20 protein-coding genes are annotated in these 20,644 nt (G+C 64.4%); 9 read left to right on the top strand and 11 right to left on the bottom strand.

The window, feature by feature from the left end; genetic code table 11:
- Positions 1-22: 22 nt before the first annotated feature.
- From QM797_RS06575 to QM797_RS06560, 4 genes are all read left to right on the top strand, one after another.
- Positions 23-1,309, top strand: a complete 1,287-nt coding sequence (locus tag QM797_RS06575; RefSeq protein WP_283274406.1) for a glycosyltransferase family 2 protein — start codon at positions 23-25, stop codon at positions 1,307-1,309.
- Positions 1,290-3,542, top strand: a complete 2,253-nt coding sequence (locus QM797_RS06570; protein ID WP_283274405.1) for a hypothetical protein — start codon at positions 1,290-1,292, stop codon at positions 3,540-3,542. Before QM797_RS06575 ends, QM797_RS06570 begins: the two co-directional genes overlap by 20 nt.
- Before the next feature lie 213 nt (positions 3,543-3,755).
- Complete coding sequence (locus QM797_RS06565) at positions 3,756-4,613, top strand: glycosyltransferase family 2 protein (protein WP_283274404.1); 858 nt, start codon at positions 3,756-3,758, stop codon at positions 4,611-4,613.
- Positions 4,610-5,572: a glycosyltransferase family 2 protein gene (locus QM797_RS06560; RefSeq protein ID WP_283274403.1), complete on the top strand. Its 963-nt coding sequence runs from the start codon at positions 4,610-4,612 to the stop codon at positions 5,570-5,572. The genes QM797_RS06565 and QM797_RS06560 overlap by 4 nt, the downstream gene beginning before the upstream one ends.
- Before the next feature lie 28 nt (positions 5,573-5,600).
- Here QM797_RS06560 and QM797_RS06555 read toward each other — a convergent pair whose 3' ends face one another.
- A complete protein-coding gene (locus tag QM797_RS06555) occupies positions 5,601-8,054 on the bottom strand; it encodes a glycoside hydrolase family 2 protein (RefSeq protein WP_283274402.1) in 2,454 nt (817 codons plus the stop codon).
- On the bottom strand, positions 8,051-9,055 hold the full coding sequence (locus QM797_RS06550; protein ID WP_283274401.1) for a DUF1839 family protein: 1,005 nt from the start codon (positions 9,053-9,055) through the stop codon (positions 8,051-8,053). Before QM797_RS06550 ends, QM797_RS06555 begins: the two co-directional genes overlap by 4 nt.
- Before the next feature lie 288 nt (positions 9,056-9,343).
- Between QM797_RS06550 and QM797_RS06545 the strand changes: the two genes are divergently transcribed.
- Positions 9,344-10,351, top strand: a complete 1,008-nt coding sequence (locus QM797_RS06545; RefSeq protein ID WP_283274400.1) for an endonuclease/exonuclease/phosphatase family protein — start codon at positions 9,344-9,346, stop codon at positions 10,349-10,351.
- A 23-nt stretch (positions 10,352-10,374) separates the two neighbouring features.
- Here QM797_RS06545 and QM797_RS06540 read toward each other — a convergent pair whose 3' ends face one another.
- Positions 10,375-11,727: a DUF7159 family protein gene (locus QM797_RS06540; protein WP_283274398.1), complete on the bottom strand. Its 1,353-nt coding sequence runs from the start codon at positions 11,725-11,727 to the stop codon at positions 10,375-10,377.
- Positions 11,728-11,880: 153 nt separating this feature from the next.
- Here QM797_RS06540 and QM797_RS06535 point away from each other — a divergent pair, with 153 nt between their 5' ends.
- Positions 11,881-12,390, top strand: a complete 510-nt coding sequence (locus QM797_RS06535; protein WP_283274397.1) for an arsenate reductase/protein-tyrosine-phosphatase family protein — start codon at positions 11,881-11,883, stop codon at positions 12,388-12,390.
- Between the two features lie 90 nt (positions 12,391-12,480).
- Positions 12,481-12,852 (top strand): hypothetical protein, encoded by a 372-nt coding sequence (locus QM797_RS06530; RefSeq protein ID WP_283274396.1) that lies wholly within the window; start codon positions 12,481-12,483, stop codon positions 12,850-12,852.
- 23 nt (positions 12,853-12,875) lie between these two features.
- Here QM797_RS06530 and QM797_RS06525 read toward each other — a convergent pair whose 3' ends face one another.
- The 3 genes from QM797_RS06525 to QM797_RS06515 are packed head-to-tail and all read right to left on the bottom strand — an operon-like array spanning position 12,876 to position 15,509.
- Entirely contained in the window at positions 12,876-14,666 is a 1,791-nt protein-coding gene (locus tag QM797_RS06525; protein ID WP_283274394.1) for an ABC transporter ATP-binding protein, read from the bottom strand.
- Positions 14,667-14,687: 21 nt separating this feature from the next.
- Positions 14,688-15,152, bottom strand: a complete 465-nt coding sequence (locus tag QM797_RS06520) for an ATP-binding protein (RefSeq protein WP_283274393.1) — start codon at positions 15,150-15,152, stop codon at positions 14,688-14,690.
- Between the two features lie 21 nt (positions 15,153-15,173).
- Positions 15,174-15,509, bottom strand: a complete 336-nt coding sequence (locus QM797_RS06515) for an STAS domain-containing protein (RefSeq protein ID WP_502942296.1) — start codon at positions 15,507-15,509, stop codon at positions 15,174-15,176.
- Between the two features lie 127 nt (positions 15,510-15,636).
- Between QM797_RS06515 and QM797_RS06510 the strand changes: the two genes are divergently transcribed.
- Positions 15,637-16,068, top strand: a complete 432-nt coding sequence (locus tag QM797_RS06510) for a FluC/FEX family fluoride channel (protein WP_283274391.1) — start codon at positions 15,637-15,639, stop codon at positions 16,066-16,068.
- Entirely contained in the window at positions 16,065-16,430 is a 366-nt protein-coding gene (locus tag QM797_RS06505; RefSeq protein ID WP_283274390.1) for a CrcB family protein, read from the top strand. Before QM797_RS06510 ends, QM797_RS06505 begins: the two co-directional genes overlap by 4 nt.
- Before the next feature lie 13 nt (positions 16,431-16,443).
- On the opposite strand, the gene QM797_RS06500 is transcribed toward QM797_RS06505, so the two are convergent.
- The 5 genes from QM797_RS06500 to QM797_RS06480 form a co-directional block, all read right to left on the bottom strand.
- Positions 16,444-17,019 (bottom strand): YdcF family protein, encoded by a 576-nt coding sequence (locus QM797_RS06500; protein ID WP_283274389.1) that lies wholly within the window; start codon positions 17,017-17,019, stop codon positions 16,444-16,446.
- A gap of 50 nt (positions 17,020-17,069) precedes the next feature.
- Positions 17,070-17,276, bottom strand: a complete 207-nt coding sequence (locus QM797_RS06495) for a hypothetical protein (protein WP_032376182.1) — start codon at positions 17,274-17,276, stop codon at positions 17,070-17,072.
- A 79-nt stretch (positions 17,277-17,355) separates the two neighbouring features.
- Positions 17,356-18,090 carry a MerR family transcriptional regulator gene (locus QM797_RS06490; protein WP_283274388.1) on the bottom strand — a complete coding sequence of 245 codons (735 nt, stop codon included), beginning with the start codon at positions 18,088-18,090 and terminating at the stop codon, positions 17,356-17,358.
- Positions 18,091-18,202: 112 nt separating this feature from the next.
- Complete coding sequence (locus QM797_RS06485; RefSeq protein ID WP_283274387.1) at positions 18,203-19,726, bottom strand: flavin-containing monooxygenase; 1,524 nt, start codon at positions 19,724-19,726, stop codon at positions 18,203-18,205.
- Complete coding sequence (locus QM797_RS06480; protein ID WP_283274386.1) at positions 19,723-20,643, bottom strand: ferritin-like domain-containing protein; 921 nt, start codon at positions 20,641-20,643, stop codon at positions 19,723-19,725. The genes QM797_RS06485 and QM797_RS06480 overlap by 4 nt, the downstream gene beginning before the upstream one ends.
- Position 20,644: the final 1 nt, after the last annotated feature.

Here is a 20,644-nt window from a genome sequence, read left to right as displayed (position 1 = left end):
GTCACCCGAAAGGATCCCCTCCGTGTTACCTCCCGCGCTTCCCAGACTCCAGTCTCCCGAATGGGGCGGTGCCGTGTGGATCGGTGACATCGACCTGGAGCAGGAACTTCCGACGTCCCTCGCCCTCGACGATTCCGACGGCTATCGCCGTGCCCGGCTGTTGATCCGACGCGGACTCGACCCGCTCGGCTTCGTCGAACTGGACGTCGTCGACGGCGCAGTGCCGGCCGCGGAGGTCCGTACGGCGGCGATGTCTCTCGCGCAGGTTCCGGTGCCCGAGGCTCTGCCGGAACCCGGCCAGGCACTGCCCCCGATCACGGTAGTGATCTGCACCCGGGATCGGGTCGATCACCTGAAGGGCGCGCTCGCATCGGTGTCCGCTCTGGAGTACCCCGATTTCGAGGTGGTCGTCGTCGACAACGCCTCGCCGACCGATGCGACGCAGCGGTACGTCGAAGGCTTGGTCGACAAGCGCATTCGCGTCGTGTCCGAACCGACGGCAGGCCTGTCGAGGGCGAGGAACACGGGTTTGCGTGCGGCGCGGAACACCATCGTCGCGTTCACCGACGACGATGTCGCCGTCGATGCGAAGTGGTTGCAGAGCATCGCGCGCGGTTTCGCACGAGCCGATCGGGTGACGTGCGTGTCCGGAATCGTGCCCAGCGGCGAGATCCGCACTCAGGCGCAGGCGTACTTCGATCGCCGCGTCGGGTGGGCGAGTTCGGTGACGCCGCGGGTGTACGACCTGAAGAACCCCCCGGCCGACGTACCGCTGTTTCCGTTCCAGGTCGGAATGTACGGAACCGGGGCCAATTTCGCAGTGGACCGCGGTCGGATGTTCGATCTGGGAGGATTCGACGAAGCGTTGGGAGTCGGCTCCCCGACCAACGGCGGTGAGGACCTCGACATGTTCTTCCGAGTGCTGATGGCGGGCGACAAGCTGGTGTACGAGCCCGCGGCCATCGTGTGGCACCGGCATCGCGCCGACTCCGAAGCTTTGGCAGTGCAGGCCAGAGGTTACGGCCTCGGCCTCGGCGCCTGGCTGTACACCGTCGCCACGAACCGGAGGTCTGCGACACTGGCAGCCTCGGTCGCCGTCCGCCGACTGGGCAGCGCAATTCGGTTGTCGGCGAAGATGAGCAAGGTCGCGTCGCCTCCGGACGATCTTGCTGCCGACCTGCCCGACGGCATCGGCCGAATGGAATTGTTGTCCATCGCCAAGGGCCCCGCGGCCATTCGGCGCAGCAGGCGCGAAGGTCGCGAGCGCACTCCGTTGGCGGGGGTGAGCCGTGAGCCGGTCCTCGACTGAATCCGGCCACCGGTCCCTCGGGGACCTGCGGCACAAGCTGTTCGTCCCGTCCGACTGGACCTTCGAATGGCCGGTCGGCACAACCGATACCGCTGCCGGCACGACGCGACACGCGGGCAGTCGACTGCGCTATGCCGACATCGCTGTTCTTGCAGCGGGGTCCGGTCTGGCCTCGATGATCGCGCTGCCGACGCTCGTTCGCGTCGTACTGCTCACGGTCCTGTTGTTCTTCGGACCGGGTGCGGCGATTCTGTCGTGGGTTCGCATCCCCCGTACCGCGGTTCCGGCTGCGCTGCCGATTCTGAGCATCTCGGTGGTGACACTGATGGTGTCGGTGGCGATGTGGGGATACCGCTGGTCGCCCCGGATGTGGACGTTGTGGCTGTGTCTGGCCCTGATCGGCTCGTCGGTGCTGTGGTATCGCAAGCACGGTCGTCCCGACCTGCCCGAGTGGGTCGCGCGTTCACGTGCAGTCGTCTCACCGACTTCACGCGCCGCCGCCATCGCGTCGGCCAAGTTCGTCCTGACCGACCGAGACACACTGCGCCGCAACGTTGCCGGCCTGATTCTCGCACTGGCCTTCTTTCTGTGGCTGCCGATGCTGCCCGGTCTCGAACGAGCGACGTACTCGCAGTTCGGGTTGCTGACCGCCGGCACCGGCCCGGGTCTCGTGCTGTGCATGGTCCTGATCATCGCGGCGTTCCTGATCGCCCTGCGGCGGAATCAGCTGCGCACCATGATGGTCGCGATCGGCCTGGCCATCGTGGTGCAACGATTCACCGTCACGCTGATCACGTCCGCGCCGATCTACGACTGGACGTACAAGCACGTCGCCGTGACCGAGTTCGTCCTCGATCTCAATCGGCTGGCCCCGAGCGGGGTGGACATCTACAGCGAGTGGCCCAGCTTCTTCCTCGTCTCGGCGTGGTTCCAGCACGTCACCGGCTACGACACGCTCTCACTGGCGCACGTGTTCGCGCCGATGATCCACGTGGTGCTCGCCGCGTGCATCTATGGTCTGGCTCGAGTCATGAAATTCACCAAGCGCGCCGCCATCACCGCCGCGATGCTTGCCGAGGTCATCAACTGGGTGGGCCAGGACTACTACTCCCCGCAGGCCTGGGCGCTGCTGCTCGCCGTGGGCTTCCTGGCGCTGCTGATGTCCTCGCATCTGACCCGATCCGCGGCATTCCTGTCGATCGTTCCGTTCGCAGCGCTGGTGCCGACGCATCAGCTGACTCCGTACTGGTTGATGGCCGTCACCGGTGTACTGCTGGTGACCCGACGAGCCAAGCCGTGGTGGCTGATGATTCCGCTCGGCGTCATCCTGCTGGGGTATCTGTATCCGCGATTGCCGATCGTGGCACCGTACGGGCTCTTCCAGGGGTTCGACCCGGTTCAGAACGCGGCGAGCAACGTCCAGGAAGAGGGCGTGCTGGGCAAACAGATCACGTCCCTGGTCTGCCGGGCACTGTCCGGCGGGGTGTTCGGCCTGGCGTTCGTCTCGGCGATCTACGCCTGGCGTACCAAGAAGACGTTCTGGGCCCCGATGGTGATGGCATTCGGTTCGATCATGCTGCTCGCCGGGCAGAGCTACGGCGGAGAGGCGATCTTCCGGGTGTACCTCTACGCGATCCCCGGGTGCGTCCTGTTGATCACGCCGATGTTCCTCGCCTTGTTCGACCGCCAGCCGTCTCAGGACCGGCCGTCGCGGGCCCGCAGGCTCACCGCCCGCACCGCGGTCGCGGTCGCCACCGCCGGCGCGATCGGTTCGGCTGTGCTCGGCCTACAGGCGTATTTCGGACTGTGGCCGATCGTGCTCGAGCATCGTGACCAGATCGACGACGCCCGCGCGGTGGCCGCGCAGTCGCCCTCCGGCACCGCCGTCACGATGCTCTACTCCTCGGGCTACCCGGCTCGGTCGACATCGGACTACGGCCGGCTGACCGAGGCCAACGACTACTGGGACGTTCCTCTGTACGCTCTCGGCCCCGAGTACATGCAGGGATTTCCGACGCCGGAGAAGCTCGGCCAGATCGACTACAACGCGTCGATCAGCGATACGCCGACGTACATGGTGTTGACTCGGCAGTCGCTCGAAGCGATGCACTATTACGGGTTCGTTCCCGACGACGCCGTGAACCGTTTCCGGCAGTGGCTGCGCACCAACTCGGCGTGGTCGGTGCGGTACCAAGATGCCGACACGATCGTCTACCAGTACCGATCCCGGTAGCCGAGTCGCAAACTATGACGAGCGTCTCCAAACAATCTCGCAGTTGGTTTGTTTGCAGCTTGACAAACTCGTAGCTTCTTTTAAGCTTAGTTTCAGTCAATGGAAACAGGTTCTCACGCTTCACAACGAGCGTCGGGACACTGTCTGTGGATGCGGCGGGGGTCGTTTCACGGAGTTCGGAGACATCTGCCCATCGCACTCGACCCATGTGGAATGGATATGTTGAACAGTCAAAATCCCCGCGTCAGTGTCGTCATCCCGACGCTCAACGAGGCCGCGAACCTTCGCCATGTCCTCCCCCTGCTCTCCCACGACTACGAGCTCGTGCTCGTCGACGGTGGATCCGTCGACGGCACCATCGACGCCGCTCGCGAGATCCGCGGCGACATCCGCATCATCAAGCAGACCCGCAAGGGCAAGGGCAACGCGCTTGCCTGTGGCTTCGAGGCCGCCACCGGCGACATCATCGTCATGTTCGACGCCGACGGTTCGGCCGACGCTGCCGAGATCCCGCGCTTCGTCGAGGCCCTGACCGCCGGTGCCGACTTCGCCAAGGGCAGTCGGTTCTGCGAGGGTGGCGGCAGCCACGACATCACGCCGCTGCGTCGCGCCGGCAACGGCGGCCTGCACCTGGTGGCGAACACGTTGTTCGGAACCCGCTTCTCCGACCTCTGCTATGGCTACAACGCCTTCTGGCGCGACCTGGTGCCGGTGCTGGATCTGCCCGTAGTCGATCAGCCCGGAGCCGAGGGCATGATGCTCTGGGGCGACGGCTTCGAGATCGAGACCATCATCAACTGCCGCTTCGCCGAGGCTTCCGTTCGTATCGAAGAGGTGCCGAGCGTCGAGCTGGCCCGGATCTACGGCCAGAGCAACCTGCGCACCTTCTCCGACGGCTTCCGAGTGCTGCGCACGCTGATGACCGAGCGCATGCGGGCTCGCCGCATCAAGCGCAAGTCCATCGTTCGCCCGTTGCGTGAGTCGATCGATGCTCGTACCGACATGGATCTCGAGTTCGAGGCCCTGGAGTCGTACAACGAGGTTCTCGAACTGCGCGAGAGGACCGCGTGAGTCTGCCGACTTCCTCGGTCGTCATCTGCGCGTATACGTTGGCTCGGTGGTCCGAACTTCGGGCCGCCGTGCGTGCCGTCGTCGACCAGGCCGTGCCGGCCGACGAATTGATCGTCGTCATCGATCACAACGCACAGCTGGCCGAGCGCGCACGCGAGGAGTTCTTGCCGCTGCACCACACCGTGAACGTGGTGGAGAACAACCAACCGCGCGGCTTGTCCGGTGCGCGCAACACGTCATTGGATCTCGCTACCGGTGACATCGTCGTCTTCCTGGACGACGACGCGTCACCGCGCACCACAGGGTGGCTCGGAGCCATTCTGTCCCATTACTCGGACGATGCCGTGTACGCCGTTGGGGGCTCTGCATACCCGGTATGGCCGGACAAACGTCCAGCCTTCTTACCGGCCGAGGTAGTGGGTGAACCCGGCGAACTCGATTGGGTCGTCGGGTGCACCTACCGCGGGCAGCCAACGGAAACCGCTCAGGTCCGCAATCTCATGGGCGCGAACATGTCGTTCCGCCGTGAACCGATCGTCGCACTCGGCGGTTTCGTCTCCGGCATCGGCCGAATCGGTCGTGTTCCGCTCGGCTGCGAAGAGACGGAACTATGCATCCGTCTCCGTCAGACACATCCTGATGCCCAGATCGTCTTCGATCCCTCGATCGTCGTCGATCACACGGTCAGCGCAGACCGCACTCGTCCGCGTTACCTCATCACTCGCAGCTACGCCGAGGGCGTCTCGAAGGCAGCTATCGCCCGCTTGATCGGGGCCGAGGACGCCCTGTCCTCGGAGCGTGCCTACACCGCCAAGATCCTGCCTCGCGCAGTCGGTCGCGAAACCAGTGCCGCTGCCCGCGGCAATCCGGTGCGTGCCTGGGGTGCGATGGCCGTGGTGGCAAGCGTCGGCGCGGCCGGAATCGGCTATGCCCGAGGAAAACTCAGCACGAGCCGCTAGCGGCACGTGCACGAAACTTCGTAGCCCACTACGAGTTCAGTCCATGACCCAAGCCGCTCACGACCTTCGGTGCCACCGCGGCCCGCTCCACGGAGTTGAGTGCACGCACATGCCCACGTGGCGCACCCGCTCCACTACCGACGAGAGTCAACGTCCGGGGTTCGTTCGGTGCCAGGTGGAACCACGAGTCCGACACTTGGAAGTCGTCGATGTCGACACAGACGTACTGCGCCGGCCATTCGGATCGAACCGTCAACTCCCATGTACCGGAGCCCGTCTCGGTCACCTCGGCGGACAACCCCACAGTGTTCTGCCGGGTCTGCGGGCCGACGAGAACGGTGGTTCGCGTCACCTCCACCCCACTGTCGTCCAGGAATGCGGCGGTGACGGCGGAGTAGGTTCGAGCGCCGAAGCGGTAAGCATGATTGACGTCGGTGAACGTGCCGACGATGGAGTCCACCGTCAGCGCGACAGAGGAATTCGTGCCCACCTTCACCGACTGCTCGAATTCGTGACTGCCCCGAGAGGCGTGGAGCACCACTCGAACCGTGCCTGTACGCGCCGGACCGTCGTTGACCAATTCCACCGAGTAACCGTCGAGTCCGTTGTCGGACAGCAGTAGCGCCATCGGCGCACTTGCCCGCGCCAAGGCGTAGAAGGGCGCTTTCGGCACACCGGCGATATCGACTATCCCCCAGCCGGCGCCGGGAACCGTATCCCGCAACGTCAGCACCAGGGCACCGGCGCACCCCGAGGATGCCCGACGCCAGTGGCCGAACGCTTCGGTGAACGCCTCGACCGTCGCGGCCCTGCCGTAATCGAGATACAACTCGGCGTCGTCGCGGCGAATCAGATGCGGGTCGACACCGAAGATGTTGCGCACGTAGTGATCTCGCACATCCTCGAAATCCCAGGACGAGCCACGATCGCGTGGAACGGCAGTCTTCCATTCCGGGTGGTGGCCGGCCACTGCTGCCGACCCGAAGAACTTCTCCACCGACGACCGTTCCGGGGGAACGGCGAAAGCCAGACATTCTGCCGCGAAACGTACACCGGCAGTGCGGATATCGGACAACGGACGGAGATATCCGCCGACACCGAAGTAGTGGGCGATACCGTCACCCACATGCGTATGCAATTCGCCCTGCACACTGGACGGGCTCGATGTCACATACGCCACCGCGGGCAGGCGATCTGTCAGAAAATCGGGAACAACACTGTCCAACATCGCCATTCGCTGGTCCTCGGCGGCAAGCCCCAGCATCGTCGGTTGCTGCTGCGTCTCGCTTCCGCCGCTGACGACCATCAGCGCCGGGTTGGCCGACACGGCATCGGCAAACGCATCGAGCTCGCGGGCGACCGACGCCGTGAAGGTCTCGTCGGTGGGCGGATCGACGGTGCCGAACATGAGGTCCTGCCACACCATGATGCCCAGTTCTGCACACAGCGACCAGAATTCGGGCTGCTCGTACACCAAGGTGCCGACCACCCGCACCATGTTCAGACCCGCGGATCGGAGCTGTTCGAGCGCGGCACGCAGGTCTGCCTCCGAGGACCACAACCGCACCGGATTCAGCGGCGTCCACGTCCCACCTCGGCAGAACACATCCTCTCCGTTGACCACGAGTTGCGCGCCGCCCGCGGTGCGGTCCAGCTCCACCGTACGAAATCCGACAACCCCCATGCGATGAACGGTGCCGTCGATCTCGAGCGCCACCCGGTACGTTCGCGGTCGGCCGTGCGTGTGCGGCCACCACAGTTCGACATCCGGCAGCGTCAGAGTCGAATCGATGTGCGCCACCGTGCCGAGCTCGACTGTGTGAACCGAAGACATGTTGTCGTCGATCAAAATTCGAGCCACACCCGGGGAACCCAGCTCAGCGCGCAGAACCACGATGCCGTCGGTGCCGGAAACAGCCGTCGACAGTTCGCTGCGACGAATGTCGGGAATCGGCGTCATCGACACCGGCCGCCACGGTCCGACGGCGATCGGCAGCGGACCGTACACGGGTGCCCGGCCGAGCATCGTCGTGCGCTCGTGCCGAAGCCCTTGTGCTGCGATCAACGACGATCGCCATCGCCCTCGTGGACGTCGGGACTTCAGCTGCGCAACAAGCGATTCGACGTGCAGGGCAATGCGGACCGTCGGGCCGCATTCGGTCACATCGACGATCTCGGGAACGAACATAGACGTCACCGTTCGACGGTGGTCGCCGTCGATCCAGATCTGGGCCCGAGTGGCGATGCCGCCGAACGTCACTCGTACCCGGCGGTGGTCGGCGGTGGAGACGTCCGCGACGAACCACCAGTCGTGATCGTCCGGGTTCACTGCAGAAAGCGACCCGCCGAGGGCCGACGCCACCGTGCCGGGCACCTCCGCGTCGATCCAGTCGAGATCGGCGGGTAGATCACCGGGGTCGAGAACGGAACCGGCGTCGGTTCGGGCCAGCCGCCACCGAGCGTCGTCGAGCAGATCGATCACGTGCCCACGGCACCTGCAACGAGATCCATGGCTACCGCCCAGTTCTTGCTCATCTCGATCAGCGGCTCGTCGAGCACGACGTCCCGGCCGCGTGCGGCGCGTGCCATTCGGAACTGCACGGCTTTGGCACCGGAGGCGGCATCGCGGAAGTGCGGCGCTGCCGCGGCAGCACCCGTTGCGCCACGGCCGTCGAGGTACTCCACATAATTCGCCGCGAGCTCCGCGGTGGCTCCGAATTGGCGGAGCAGTCCGAACGACCACAGGTGGAAGGCGTCGGACCCGGCGGTTTGGACGAGCGGAATGTCGGCCATGATGCGCCGGGCAAGTGCATCCACCGGGTTTCCCGGTGCCCGCCGTGCCAGGTGCGCGCGAGCGACGCCGAGGTCTCGATCACCGAATCCGGCGTCGAGCACCGCAGAGTCCACTCGGATCCGCTCGACGTAGGGCAGCAACACCTCGGCATGCGGTTCGGGAGCAAGGTTGAATATCCCGTCGAAGTCGGCCCCGGTGAGGTCGAAGTACCCACGATTGTGGAAGTACCCCATCACCTTGTCCTCCCGGTTGACGAGGTTCGGCACGATGGTGGTCTTGGTGTGCTGGTTTCGGTAGCTGGTGCCTGCAGTGTCGGGCAGCCAGAAGCCGTCGACCTCGACGGTGACGTGGATGCCGTCGTTCAGGCCCTCGACCACATGCTCGAGCACGGGCCGCCATACGTTCATCTCGGCCACGTCGATGCCGTACAGAGTGCGCAGGTCCTCGGGCAAGATCTTCACGAAGTCCCATTGCCTGCCGTCGCACCCGGCACTGAGCACGAACGCCAGAGCGGGAGTGGGATCCGCGCCGAGAGAATGCAGTACCTCTATCCAGAGATCGACGTAACAGTTGGTTTCGGTCCAGATGCGGTCGTGATTGTGTATCGGGTGCGGTCGGTACGTGATGGGGTCCAGCTCGAGGACCCGCAATCCGGTTCCGAGCCTGTCCAGCACTGCATCGTTCGACATGACGCCTCTCCTACCGGATCTAATGTCGGACGGTCCCCGAGCCGCATTTGTCCGTATTGCCTGTATCCAAGACCCCAATCCTATCGACTGGATTTATTATTCGCACAGGATCGGACGGTAGGATTGTTTTCGTCCAGCGAACTACTTTCTGGGCCACCATCTCGACAGAACCGGTACAGGACCCCGAAAACGCGGGCAGTCACACAGCGAACAGTCGGTTCCACGCCGGTAATGCCGGTGCGCAGCTTGTTCGTGATGGCACTTGCATATCGGCTCTGAGCTGGGCACATGGCGAGTGTAGACAACGCCGGACACATCCATGCCCAACTCGGGCACGCAACAGGAGGTACCGCGGCGATGCGCCGTTTCATTCGCACCGCGGCGCAGGTCGTCGGCTGGGCTCTCGTCGCCGCGACCCTCGGGGTGTTCGCCGTCCGGCAGGTGGGTGTGACCGAGATCACCTTTGTCGCACTGGTGGTCGGAGCTCCCTATCTCGGCGCGGCTTCGCTCGCCGCAGTGATCCTCTTCGCCGCTTCCCGCGCCCGCATCGGGTCGGCAGTCGCTGTGGTGCTCACCATCGCTGTCGTCGGAGTACAAGTGCCGATGTTTTTGGCCGACGGGCCGGACAACTCCGGCCCCGAGCTGTCTGTGTTGACCGTCAACGTCGCGCACGGGGACGCCGACGCTGCCGCCATCGTCGACGCCGTACGTGACAACGACGTGGACATCCTCGCCGTCCAGGAACTGACGCCCGAGGAAGTGACCGATCTGCAGGCGGCGGGTATCGACCAACTACTCCCGTTCTCCTTCACCGCTGCGTTGCCGGTGGCCGACGGCACCGGTCTGTGGAGCCGCACCCCCCTGACCGAGGGCACCCGTCTCGACAACTTCGGCTTCGTACCGGTACAGGCACGAACCACCGTCGACGGGCAGGATCTGACCCTCGTCTCGTTCCATGCGATGTCGCCGGCAACGCCCCGGCACACCACCGAATGGGATGCCGACCTGGCCAGGATGCGGTCGATCATGGAGACCTACCAGGACACCGCCATCATTGCCGGAGACTTCAACGCCACCAACGATCACCGGCAGTTCCGAACGTTGGCGTCGTCTCCGTTCTCCGACGCGGCCGACGCAGCGGGCGCGGGCCTGTTCCGCACGTTCCCTTCGGAGCGCCCACTGGCACGCCTGGACCATGTCGTGACGAGCGAGACCGTTCGTGCTCTGTCGGTCCAGCCGCTCGCGATCCCCGATAGCGATCACCTGGCGGTTCTTGCCGAGTTGCAGCTGCCCTGAACCGGGCCGACGGCGAAAGCGGGCTAGAAGCGCGGCAACTGGAAGACCGGTGGCGGCGGCAACTGGATCTGCGGCAGCTGAATCTGCGGAAGGCCGGGGATCAGCGGCGGCGGAGCAGGTGCAGGCGCAGCAGGCGGCACGTACTCCGGCTCCGAATAGGTGCGTGCGGGAGCCTGCGCGGCCTCCGTAGTGGGCGGCACGGTGGTGGTGGTGGGCGGCGCACTGGTGGGCGGGACCGTCGTTCTCGGCGTGGTGGGCACCGCCGTGATCGGGGCAGTCGTTTCTGCGGGAGCGCTCGTCGGTTGCGTCGAACTACCGCCGTACCCGAGAGACAACCCCAGCGCGGCGACGGCAACGAGACCACCCGCGACGAGGACCGCGCCGCGGACCTTTCGCTTGGAGTCGATCGGCTTGTCGGCGGGTTCGGGGCTCAACCAGTCCGGAGCTCCGGACAACGATGCAGGCTCGGACGAGGACTGCCGAACGACTGGAGGCGGAGTCGGCTGACGCGGCGCGTCGGCCACCGGAGTCGCGAGCAGTGCCGCGCCGCGGGCAGCGACGGATTCCGGATCCGCCGGGGTGATGACCGGAAGGCCGATCCACGCGCTGAGGATCGACTCCACCAGTGGAATACGTGCTCCGCCGCCGATGAGGACGAGGGCGTCGACGTGTTTGGGTGACCGCCCGATGACGTCGCGCACCAACCGCGCCGAGTACTCGATCGGAACGGTCACCAGCGACTCGAACGCCTCGCGTGAGATCAGAATGACGCCGCCGTCGCCCGGCAGGCACACCGCGCCACTGGTCGAGAGCTGCTCCTTGGCCACGCGGCAACGTGCAGTGAACTGGCTCAGTTCCTGGTTGTCGGCAATGTCGACGCCTTGCTTGGCGAGCTGGTTGTCCGAGATGAGCCGATCGAAGTCGTCCCCGCTGATGTCGATGGTGCGCTCGGCGAGCAGTACCTGGCCGGTGCCCCGGTCGATGACGCTGATCGTCAACCCGGAGCTGCCGAGGTCGTAGAGACCGATCGTGCCGAAGTGGCCCAGTTCGCCCGACGCCTCCAGGTACTGCAACGCCGCACGCGCCTCGGGCACCAGCCGATAGTTGTAGAGCCGCTGACTCGCCATCGCTTGCTGGATCTCACCGAACTGCTGCTGGTCGCGGTACGCAACTCCGGTCGCCTGCACGGGGCCGCCGTTGCCCGATTGCGAGAGCACCACCCCGATCGACTCGGCCGCCAACTCCTCGGCCCGGTCCCAGTAGGCGTCGACGGTGTCGTGGTGAAAACCCAGACGACCCGAATTCTGCGGGCGCACGTCAGGGCGAGCCATGCGCACCGCACTGGCCCCCACCGACACACCGAGAACTTCGGTCATTACCCGCCTCTTGTCGAATTCCCCGTGAACACACGCCGAGACCCGGTATCACGAACCAGTCTCGATCCCCCCAAAGGCACACTGTAGCGCGTCCCGCGACTGCGCCCCAGTGGACGCGACATCTCGCGTAGACCACACCATTACAGTTGCCGCATGCGCGTTCTGTTCGTCTGCACCGGGAACATCTGCCGATCTCCAACAGCCGAGCGACTCGCTGCCGCATTCGCCCACGAAGGCGGGTTCGACGTGGTCGCGAGCAGCGCCGGAACCCAGGGTTTGACCGGTCACGCCATGGACCCGACGGCCGCGATGGTGCTGACTCAGCTCGGCGGCGATCCCGACGGTTTTGTTGCCCGACGCCTCACACCGGCGATCGCTGCCGACGCAGACCTGGTCCTGACGATGACGGCGGCCCATCGCGACGCCGTTCTGGCCCTCGCGCCGCGGCAGATGCGTCGTACGTTCACCCTCCTCGAAGCATCCGGCTTGGCCGCTGCGTCGGGCGCACACTCGATTGCGACGCTCGCGGGTGCGCGGGCGGTTCATCGGGTCGACACGCTGGACATCGGAGATCCGTACCGCCGCGAGACCTCGGAGTACGAGCTGGCCGGAGAACTGATCGCGGAGGCGTTACCCACCGTGCTGCGGTTGACGCCGCAATGAACGTCCATCCCTCATCGCTTCGCTCGCTGAGGTAACGTTCTCGCATCATTGCCGACCATCCGGGTTCGGCCACGGCGTTAGGGTCTGTGCATGCGCGACAAGGTCATCGCGTTGGCAGCAGTGGCAAGCGCGGGAGTGGCCATCGCCGTCGGATTGACCATCGGTGCTCTGGGCGGCGCGTTCGACGATACGAACCAGACCGTGCGTCCACCCGCACTGAAGTCGGACAACCTGAGCTCGGTGGTGGCGTCACCGAGCTCGACGATCGTCGTCGTGCCCCCGTCCCCCACGTGGCAGGTTGCGGTGCCCACCACCGCTCGTCCCACGACGACCACTCCGGATCGGTCCGAGACGACGACGCGGAGCTCGCGCCGCACCACCACCGGCGCCGACCGAACGACCACCTCGACCGAGCCCGAAAGCGACGCGGACGAGGCCACCACCACCAGATCCGGACGGTAGGGACAGCCCTCACCTCGAGGCGGTCAGATGGCCGTGTTCAGCTCGGAGTTGTCGCCGATCCGCAACGCCGCTACCAGTTCTCGGTACAGGTCGTCTCTGCCCATCAGCTCCTGGTGAGTGCCGCGCGCTCGAACCACCCCGTCCTCCATCACCAGAATCGTATCGGCGTCCAACACGGTCGAGAGGCGGTGCGCGATGGTGACGACAGCGGAATCTGCGGCGATCGACCTGATCACCTCGTGAATGGCAGCCTCGGTACGTCCGTCCACCTGGGCCGTGGCCTCATCGAGCAGAAGAATCTTCGGGCGACGAACGATGGCTCGAGCCAACGCAATTCGCTGCCGCTGCCCACCCGAAACGGTAGAACCGATCAGATCGGTGTCCAAACCGTCGTCCAACTCTCGGATGGTCTTGTCCAGGTGAACCGACTTCAGCGCCGCCCAGATGTCATCCTCTGAAGCATCGGGATGGCTGAACAGCAGGTTTTCGCGGACCGAGCCGGGAATGACCGGTGTCTCCTGCTCCACGTAGGACAACCGGGAACGCACCTCGTCGATGGTCAGTTGTCCGTAAGGCGTGCCGCCCAAGCGAATTTCACCGCTCTCGGGCGAGAGGAAGCGCAGGATCAGTGAGAACACGCTGGTCTTGCCTGCACCCGACGGGCCGACGATCGCGGTGTGTCCGCGGGCCGGAACCTCGAGGTCGATACTGCGCACTGCGGGGTTTCGGCCGGGCGCGTACCGCGCTGTGACGCTGCGAAATTCGAGTGCCGGAGCATCGGTGTCCCCCGCAAAGGGTGCCGGCCCCGTACCTTCCACGCCCACCTCCACGATCAGGTCGTCGATCTGACGGATACGTGCAGCCGCGGCCATGCCGGCCTGAAGGGCGGTGATGTTGGTCGCCAGCGTCTGAACCGGGCCGATCACCTGGAAAGCGTAGAGGAGGAATGCGATCAGACTCGAGATTGCGAGGGCACCGATGCTGACGCGATATCCGCCGAGACCGAGAATGCCGATGATGGCGAGCTGCACTCCCGCACCCGCGAAGGTCGAGGCCAGCGCAGAGATCTTGACCGCTCGCACACTGAACTGCGCCGAGGTCCGTGCCTCGGTGATGACCCGTTCCGATTCGCGCATCTCGGCCCGACTCGACTTGACGGTCCGAATCGCGCGCAACGTACCGTCGAGAATTCCGCCCAGCCTGCCCACGGCCTCCTGGGATTGGCGCTGCGCAACGGCAATCGGCGGCATGAGCCGCGAGAACAAGATGATGATCGCGATGATGGCCGACGCAATCGCGCCGAGCAGAACCAAGTCGAGTACCGCCATCAGGATCAACGCGCCCACCAGACCCACCAGGCTGTTGACTATGCTGACCAGCGCATTCGACGCCGCCTCACGCAGCAGCACGGTGTCCGAGGTGACCCGGGTGACGAGCTCACCGGTGGGCCGAGTGCCGAGACTCCCCACCGTCGCGCCGAAGTATTTACGGACGATGGATTTGCGGGCGTCGAGCACGACTCGTTCGGCGAGTACGCCCAAGACGATCCATTGAAAGTAGAGAACAGTCGACCCCACGACCAGGAGAGCCACGAGAATCAGCACGGGCGGCACGAGAGATCTGTCGGTGCCCAGGCCGTCGAGCACACCCTTCGCGACCATCGGCGTGGCCAAGGCGGTTCCGGTGCCGATCAAGCCGAGGATCATACCCAAGAAGAGAGTGCGACGATGTGGCGCGATGAACAGCCACAACACTCTGAGGTTGGGGAGGGTTAACTTCTTCTTGTCTGCTGTAGCGATGTCCACGTCGACCATGCCACCAGTGTGCCGCAGAAATCAGGAACTACTGATCGCATCCCAGATCATGTGTACCGTCGTGCCGTTCTGATCCGAGGTGACCGCCGCCGTGTCGGCCAATGCCCGCATCAACGGGACGCCACGTCCGCGATTGGGATCGGAGTTGTGCGACGCCCAATCCCCACGATCGACCACCTTCACGTCGATACGACCCTCCGCCGCACACAGCACTCGAATGTCGAGAGTCCCACGGTCGGAGTGGTCACGGTAGGCGTGCTCCACGCTGTTCGCTATCGCCTCGTACGTCGCCAACACCACGTCGTAAGCCCGATCCGGATCGACGCCAACGCTGTCCAACCACTCACCGAGCTCACGACGAATGCCCGACGCTCGATCAGCGTCGGCAGGCTCGCCGGTGAACAGCAGTTCTTCCATTCGCGCGCCTGCCGTCGAGATCGAACTGTCGGTACGTGAGTCGTCACCTCCGGAGAGTGTCGCCATCATGAATCCCGTCTACCCAAAAGTTCAGGATTTACCCTTACGAAGTGCAACGAATGCTTCGTCGACCGTTGCATAGATTCCGAACACCTCGTCCAGACCGACCAGAGTGAGTGGACGACCGGTGGCCGGACCCTCTGCGACCACCGCGAACCCGGCCTCGCCGCCGAGTTGCTGATGCGTGGACGCCAACAGAGACATACCGGCGGATGCGAGAAATCCCACGTTGCTGAGATCGATCACCACCGCCGTCGGCGACTTCTCGAGCACGAGAGCAACCGACTCGGACAAGTCCGGAGCAGTCACCAGATCCAGTTCACCGGACACGGCCAGAACCACATCCTGATCACGCCATTCCACGATCACATCGAAGTGCTGGGGCCCCAGGCCACCCATGTCGTCCGCAGTCACACGGCGACTTTACCCTGGCCCACCCCGGCCGACTGTCTTCGCTCGGCCGAGTTGCCCGACTCCCATTAGGCTCGCTTCGGTGATCGAGGGACTGCAGGGCGCGGACCGTCGTCGATCGATCGGTGAGTACCTCGCGGTCACTGTCGGCGGTGCAGTCGGCGCGGCGATGCGGTACGAGGTCTGGACGTGGCGCGTGACGCCGCGGTGGCTGTTGATGAGCACATTCGGCGTCGATGTGTTCGGTTGCCTTGTCGTCGGAGCCGCCCTGGGTTATCTGTCGGGACGATCGGCCCCGGTTGCCCGAGCCGGAGTGTTCGGGCTGGCATGCGGGTTCACCACCTTCGGCCTGTACGCGCTCCAGGCGGTGACGCACCGCGGTGCATGGAATTCGGTGGTCTACCTCGTGGCCACTCCCGTGGTCGCGTTGATCGCCATGGCCATCGGGGCAGCGATAACAAGACCGAGTCGTTCCGCAGGCTCCACTCCTGCCACAAAACCGGGCAGCCGATGACGACCATCGTTCTTGTGGCCGTCGGCGGCGGACTGGCAGCACTCCTCCAGTTCGTGTTCTCGTTCGCGATCACGTCTCACCGCCGGTTGTCCGCGGTGAATCTGACGGCAAGTGCAGCGCTGGGGCTGGTGTTCGCGATCGATCCACCGGACGCTCTGCGATCTGCGATCGGCGTCGGCTTCCTGGCCTCGGTGGCTCCGATGGCGGCACTGGCATCGGTCACGATCGGACTCGCCCGACGGCGTCGGTATCGGAGCGCGGCAACCTTTTTCGTCGCGAATGTCGTGGGAGGTATTGCTGCGGCGATGTTCGGATTCCTGGCCTGGAAGTCAGGCGTCACGCTCTACTACAAGATCGTCTGACACCGCACCTGGCTCAGTCGCTCGCCGAGTTCTCGCACGACCCCTGCGCGCCGGCCTTGACGAACCCCGCTATCTGGTAGAGGTACGTGAACTCCCACTCGACGAGGGAGAAGTCGTAGGCGCGTGGCGTCGGACGCATCGTGACGGTGCCGTCGAAGCACTGGTCGAATATGTACCGGGCGCGGGGTAGGTGGTAGCGCCACGTGACGACGACGACGTGGTTCCACCCGCGCTCGCGGGCAAGATCCTCGGTGAACATCGCCTCACCGCGTGTGGTCGACGGCAACGGCGGAATACACAACACCTCGAACTCCGTCGTGGAAGCCGCGCAGTACTTCTTCATGGTGGGGTCGCCGGCTCCGTAGGGATCGGACAGCACCACCGTCTTCGCCAGACCCTGCTGGGCAAGAGAAATGCCGTAGGCCTCGCGGCCGTCGTGCTCGCCGCCAAGTACCACAATGGCATCGGCGGTGGTCAGCGGATCGACTCGGGCTTTGGTGAACGCGACGTATCCGCCGACGCCCACCAGCGACACCAATACAACCGGGATCGCGAAGGCGAGAAGCAGCAACAAGCGTCCACGGAACACCTCACCAGGTTAGGGAAGGTGTTCCGTGTACGCGCGGTCAGAGACTCGAATCACTCACTCGGTTGCGGGACCGTGACGTTGCAATCGGTGACCTCGGGGTTGACGCCGAAGTAGTTGAGCGGTCCTGCGACAACGGTCAGGGCGATGGTGCCCGCGCCTGCGCAGTTGTCGGGTGCGCTCTCGAAATCTCCGCGCTGGTACGACGCGAATGCGCCGATGATCAGCCAGACGAGAACGATCAACGTTACGAACCTCATGGTGCCCCCTTAGGCGGTCAGCCGCCGTTCGGCTGTCGGGTGCCAGGTATGTCCGATTGTCGCAGTCTTCAAACCACCGTCAGTCGTTCCGGCTGGACAGCGTCTGCGACAGATAGTCACTCAGCGCCTGTTCCTGCACGCGGTCGAGGGCGCGAGCCAGCTCTGCCTGCGCAGATTTCATCGCCAGGCTGCGCATCTTCTCGAACATCTCGGTCGTCTCGGCCACCTCCCCCGACTCTGGAAGCCAACCCGGACCGTGTTGCGCGATCAGGTGGTCGGTCACGCTCCCCACCATCGACTCGGCAATGGCGTTCATCTTCGAGGCGGTTCGCTCGTGCTGGTCGAGCAGTTGTTCGAGGGTGAAGCCGTACTGGCTCAGATCGACGAACACCTCGAGGAGAGTGGGGTCGAGGATCTCGGCCTGATCCCCGTCGATCACGATCAGTTTCGCCTCGATCAGTCGGGCAACGATCTCGTCGTTGTCCTCACCGAGAAATTGAGCGATCAATTCGACGGGAATGACCGTGGTCTCGGCGGAGGACCACTTGCGAGTCACGATTTCCTGCAGGCCAAGGATTTCCTCCAGGTCCTTGCCCTGCTCCCAACCCGAGAGGAAGTCCGCGATGTGGGCCGAGGTGAAACCCCGTTGGAGCAGCGAGTCGATCACTTTCAACCGAGTCAGGTGATCGTCACCGTAGATACCGACTCGTCCTCGGAGCGTGGGCGGCGGAAGGAGGCCTCGTTCTTGGTACGCCCGCACGTTGCGAGTGGTCGTCTTGGCCTCTCGGGCCAAGTCGTCGATTCGATATTCCACCGAGCTCCCTCCCTCCGCCGCGCGTCGACCCTCAGGATATACGTCGACCACGCGGCAGAAGGGGGAGCCGGATCCGAACGTCATCGCAACGACAAGCGTGCTTTCGAGCGATTCAGGAGTGGGCGACGGCCCGTGCCGGTTCCCGCGGCAGGTCGACGCGGCGCGGAACCATGGTGAAGTCGCCCTGTTCGACACCTGTGAGTTGGTTGACGTACTGGGTGGCGAAACCCGGGAACATGGTGGCATTGAAGCCGTCCTCGGTGAGATACCAACTGCTGCAACCGGAATTCCAGGTCGTCTTGGTCAGCTTGCGCTGCATGTCCGCGTTGTAGGCATCCTGGACGTCCTGGCGCACATCGGCACTGTGCAGATCTCCGTCGAGAACCAGAGAGATCGCCTCGACGATGTAGTCGATCTGCGCCTCCATGTACACCAACGCCGAACTGTGCCCCGGGCCGGAGTTGGGGCCGAAGGTGAAGTACATGTTCGGATAGCCCGAGACCGCAATACTCTTGTACGCCTTGGCTCCCGCGCTCCATTCGTCGGCCAGCACACGGCTGTCGCGTCCGGTGATCGGAATGGGGGTCCCGGTGTTGGACACGTCGAACCCCGTCGCAAAGACGATGGCATCGAACTGATGCTCGACGCCTTCCACGGTCCGAATGCCTTTGGGCGAGAACGTCGCGATCGGCCAGGTCACCAACGTGCAGTTCGGCTTCTGCAGGGCCGGGTAGTAGTCGCTGGTCATCAACAGTCGCTTGCACCCGGCCCGGAACCGAGGTGTCAGCTGTCGCCGCAGCCACGGATCGCGAACTTGCTGACGCAGATGCGCGCGCCCGACCAGTTCGACGATGCGCGTCAACGGGGTCTTCCACACGACACCGAGGGCAACGGACTCGTGCCCCCAGAACCACAGCGAACGCGCCAGGGTCTGCGTCTGCGGGTACCGGGCGTATCGACGCTTGGTGCCTGCCTGCACCTTTCGATTGATTCTGGGCAGCGTCCAACCCGGCGTGCGTTGGAACACCTTGACCGTATCGGCGATCTTCACCAGTTCGGGAACGATCTGCACCGCGCTCGCCCCGGTTCCCACGACCGCGACCTTCTTACCCTCGAAGTCGTAGTCGTGATCCCACCGAGCACTGTGGATCTTGTGCCCCTCGTAGGTGTCGATGCCGCGAATGTTCGGCAGGCTCGCATTGGCAAGTGGACCCGACGCCATCACCACCGTGCGCGCCCGAACATCGGCGCACCCGTCGATGCTCAGGTGCCAATGCCCGGCCGCCTCGTTCCAGGTTATGTCGACTACGTTGTGTCCGAATCGAATACGCGACTCTATGTCGAACTCACCCACCATCGTGTGGATGTAGTCGAGAATCTCACCGCTACCGGAGTAGGTGTGAGACCAGTTGGGATTGGGCGCGAAACTGTACGAATACAACCTCGACGGTATGTCGCAGGCTGCGCCCGGATAGGTGTTGTCGCGCCAGGTTCCGCCGACGGCGCTGCCGCGTTCGAGGATGGCGAAGTTCTCGATTCCACTGTTGCGCAGTCGGATAGCGGTACCGATTCCAGCGAATCCCGCACCGACGATCACGGCGTCTAGTACACCTTCGCGCACGTCGAACTCGCTCATGCGACGGGCTCGTAAGTCAGTTCCTTGGCCCAGGTGGGCTCGGAATTGAGAGTCTTGGTCGGGTACCGGCGAGTGAGCTTCACCAGGCCGTCCGCGAGGCGGTGGTACGGGTGCTTGCGGTTGATGACGATGCTGCTGTGCCACTGCACAAATCGATACATCGGCACGCGAAGCGCCTCGGGGCTACGCTCCCCCACACTGCGGAATCGCTTCATCGCGGTGTAGAGCCGCTCCTCGTCGACACCCATCTCGACGATGTTGTCGCGCATCTTGTTCAGCAGTGGGATGTATCGCAGCAATCCGACTATGAGGGCCGGATTCATCCACGCACCGATGGTCTCGACCACCAGCTTGCGCATCCGGGAATGCCCGAGCAATTCGATGACCGCGAAATCGACCGCCAGATGGCGAGATTCGTCGGAGTTGATCTTCTTGAACACTGCCTGACACACCGGATCGTCGATCTCGTCCATGATGAACTTCACCAGCGCGCCGTCCAGCGCCACCTCGAGCATCGGTATGACGGTGCCCAGCACGGTCAGAGACAGCCCGTCGGAATGCTTGTCGAGCCAGTCGATGACGAGCTTGACGTTGATGTTCGGCTCGGGCATCTGATCGCCGTCGAGCATGCCCCAGCGCCGCATGAGCGCGAGCTCGGCGTTGGCGTGCTTCTGTTCTTCGGCGTGGAAGTAGCGGTAGATCTCTGCCAGCGTCTCGTTCGGAGCCTTGAGCGCCATCGCCGCGAATCCGCGAGCGCCCACGTTCTCGATCCACATCAGATCGGACATGAAGGGCTTGAGTTTGGCGTGCAGTTCGGGGCTGATGGTCTCGGCTCCCGGGCCGTCCCAATCGATGTCGGCCAATGCCCACTGACGGTCCTTGATCTTGGTCAACATGTCTTCGAAATCCATTGCCATG

This window comes from Rhodococcus sp. IEGM 1381 (genome assembly GCF_030056795.1).
Lineage (GTDB): Bacteria > Actinomycetota > Actinomycetes > Mycobacteriales > Mycobacteriaceae > Rhodococcoides.
The sequence above is the reverse complement of the archived record's forward strand: the minus strand, read 5'-3'. Positions and strand labels throughout refer to the sequence as shown.

Coding starts and splice junctions, on each gene's coding strand:
- QM797_RS06505 (WP_283274390.1), top strand. CDS start 16,065: ATGACGACCATCGTTCTTGTGGCCGTCGGCGGCGGACTGGCAGCACTC.
- QM797_RS06540 (WP_283274398.1), bottom strand. CDS start 11,727: ATGACCGAAGTTCTCGGTGTGTCGGTGGGGGCCAGTGCGGTGCGCATG.
- QM797_RS06535 (WP_283274397.1), top strand. CDS start 11,881: ATGCGCGTTCTGTTCGTCTGCACCGGGAACATCTGCCGATCTCCAACA.
- QM797_RS06525 (WP_283274394.1), bottom strand. CDS start 14,666: ATGGTCGACGTGGACATCGCTACAGCAGACAAGAAGAAGTTAACCCTC.
- QM797_RS06565 (WP_283274404.1), top strand. CDS start 3,756: ATGGATATGTTGAACAGTCAAAATCCCCGCGTCAGTGTCGTCATCCCG.
- QM797_RS06530 (WP_283274396.1), top strand. CDS start 12,481: ATGCGCGACAAGGTCATCGCGTTGGCAGCAGTGGCAAGCGCGGGAGTG.
- QM797_RS06545 (WP_283274400.1), top strand. CDS start 9,344: ATGGCGAGTGTAGACAACGCCGGACACATCCATGCCCAACTCGGGCAC.
- QM797_RS06480 (WP_283274386.1), bottom strand. CDS start 20,643: ATGGCAATGGATTTCGAAGACATGTTGACCAAGATCAAGGACCGTCAG.
- QM797_RS06520 (WP_283274393.1), bottom strand. CDS start 15,152: ATGATGGCGACACTCTCCGGAGGTGACGACTCACGTACCGACAGTTCG.
- QM797_RS06485 (WP_283274387.1), bottom strand. CDS start 19,726: ATGAGCGAGTTCGACGTGCGCGAAGGTGTACTAGACGCCGTGATCGTC.
- QM797_RS06495 (WP_032376182.1), bottom strand. CDS start 17,276: ATGAGGTTCGTAACGTTGATCGTTCTCGTCTGGCTGATCATCGGCGCA.
- QM797_RS06550 (WP_283274401.1), bottom strand. CDS start 9,055: ATGTCGAACGATGCAGTGCTGGACAGGCTCGGAACCGGATTGCGGGTC.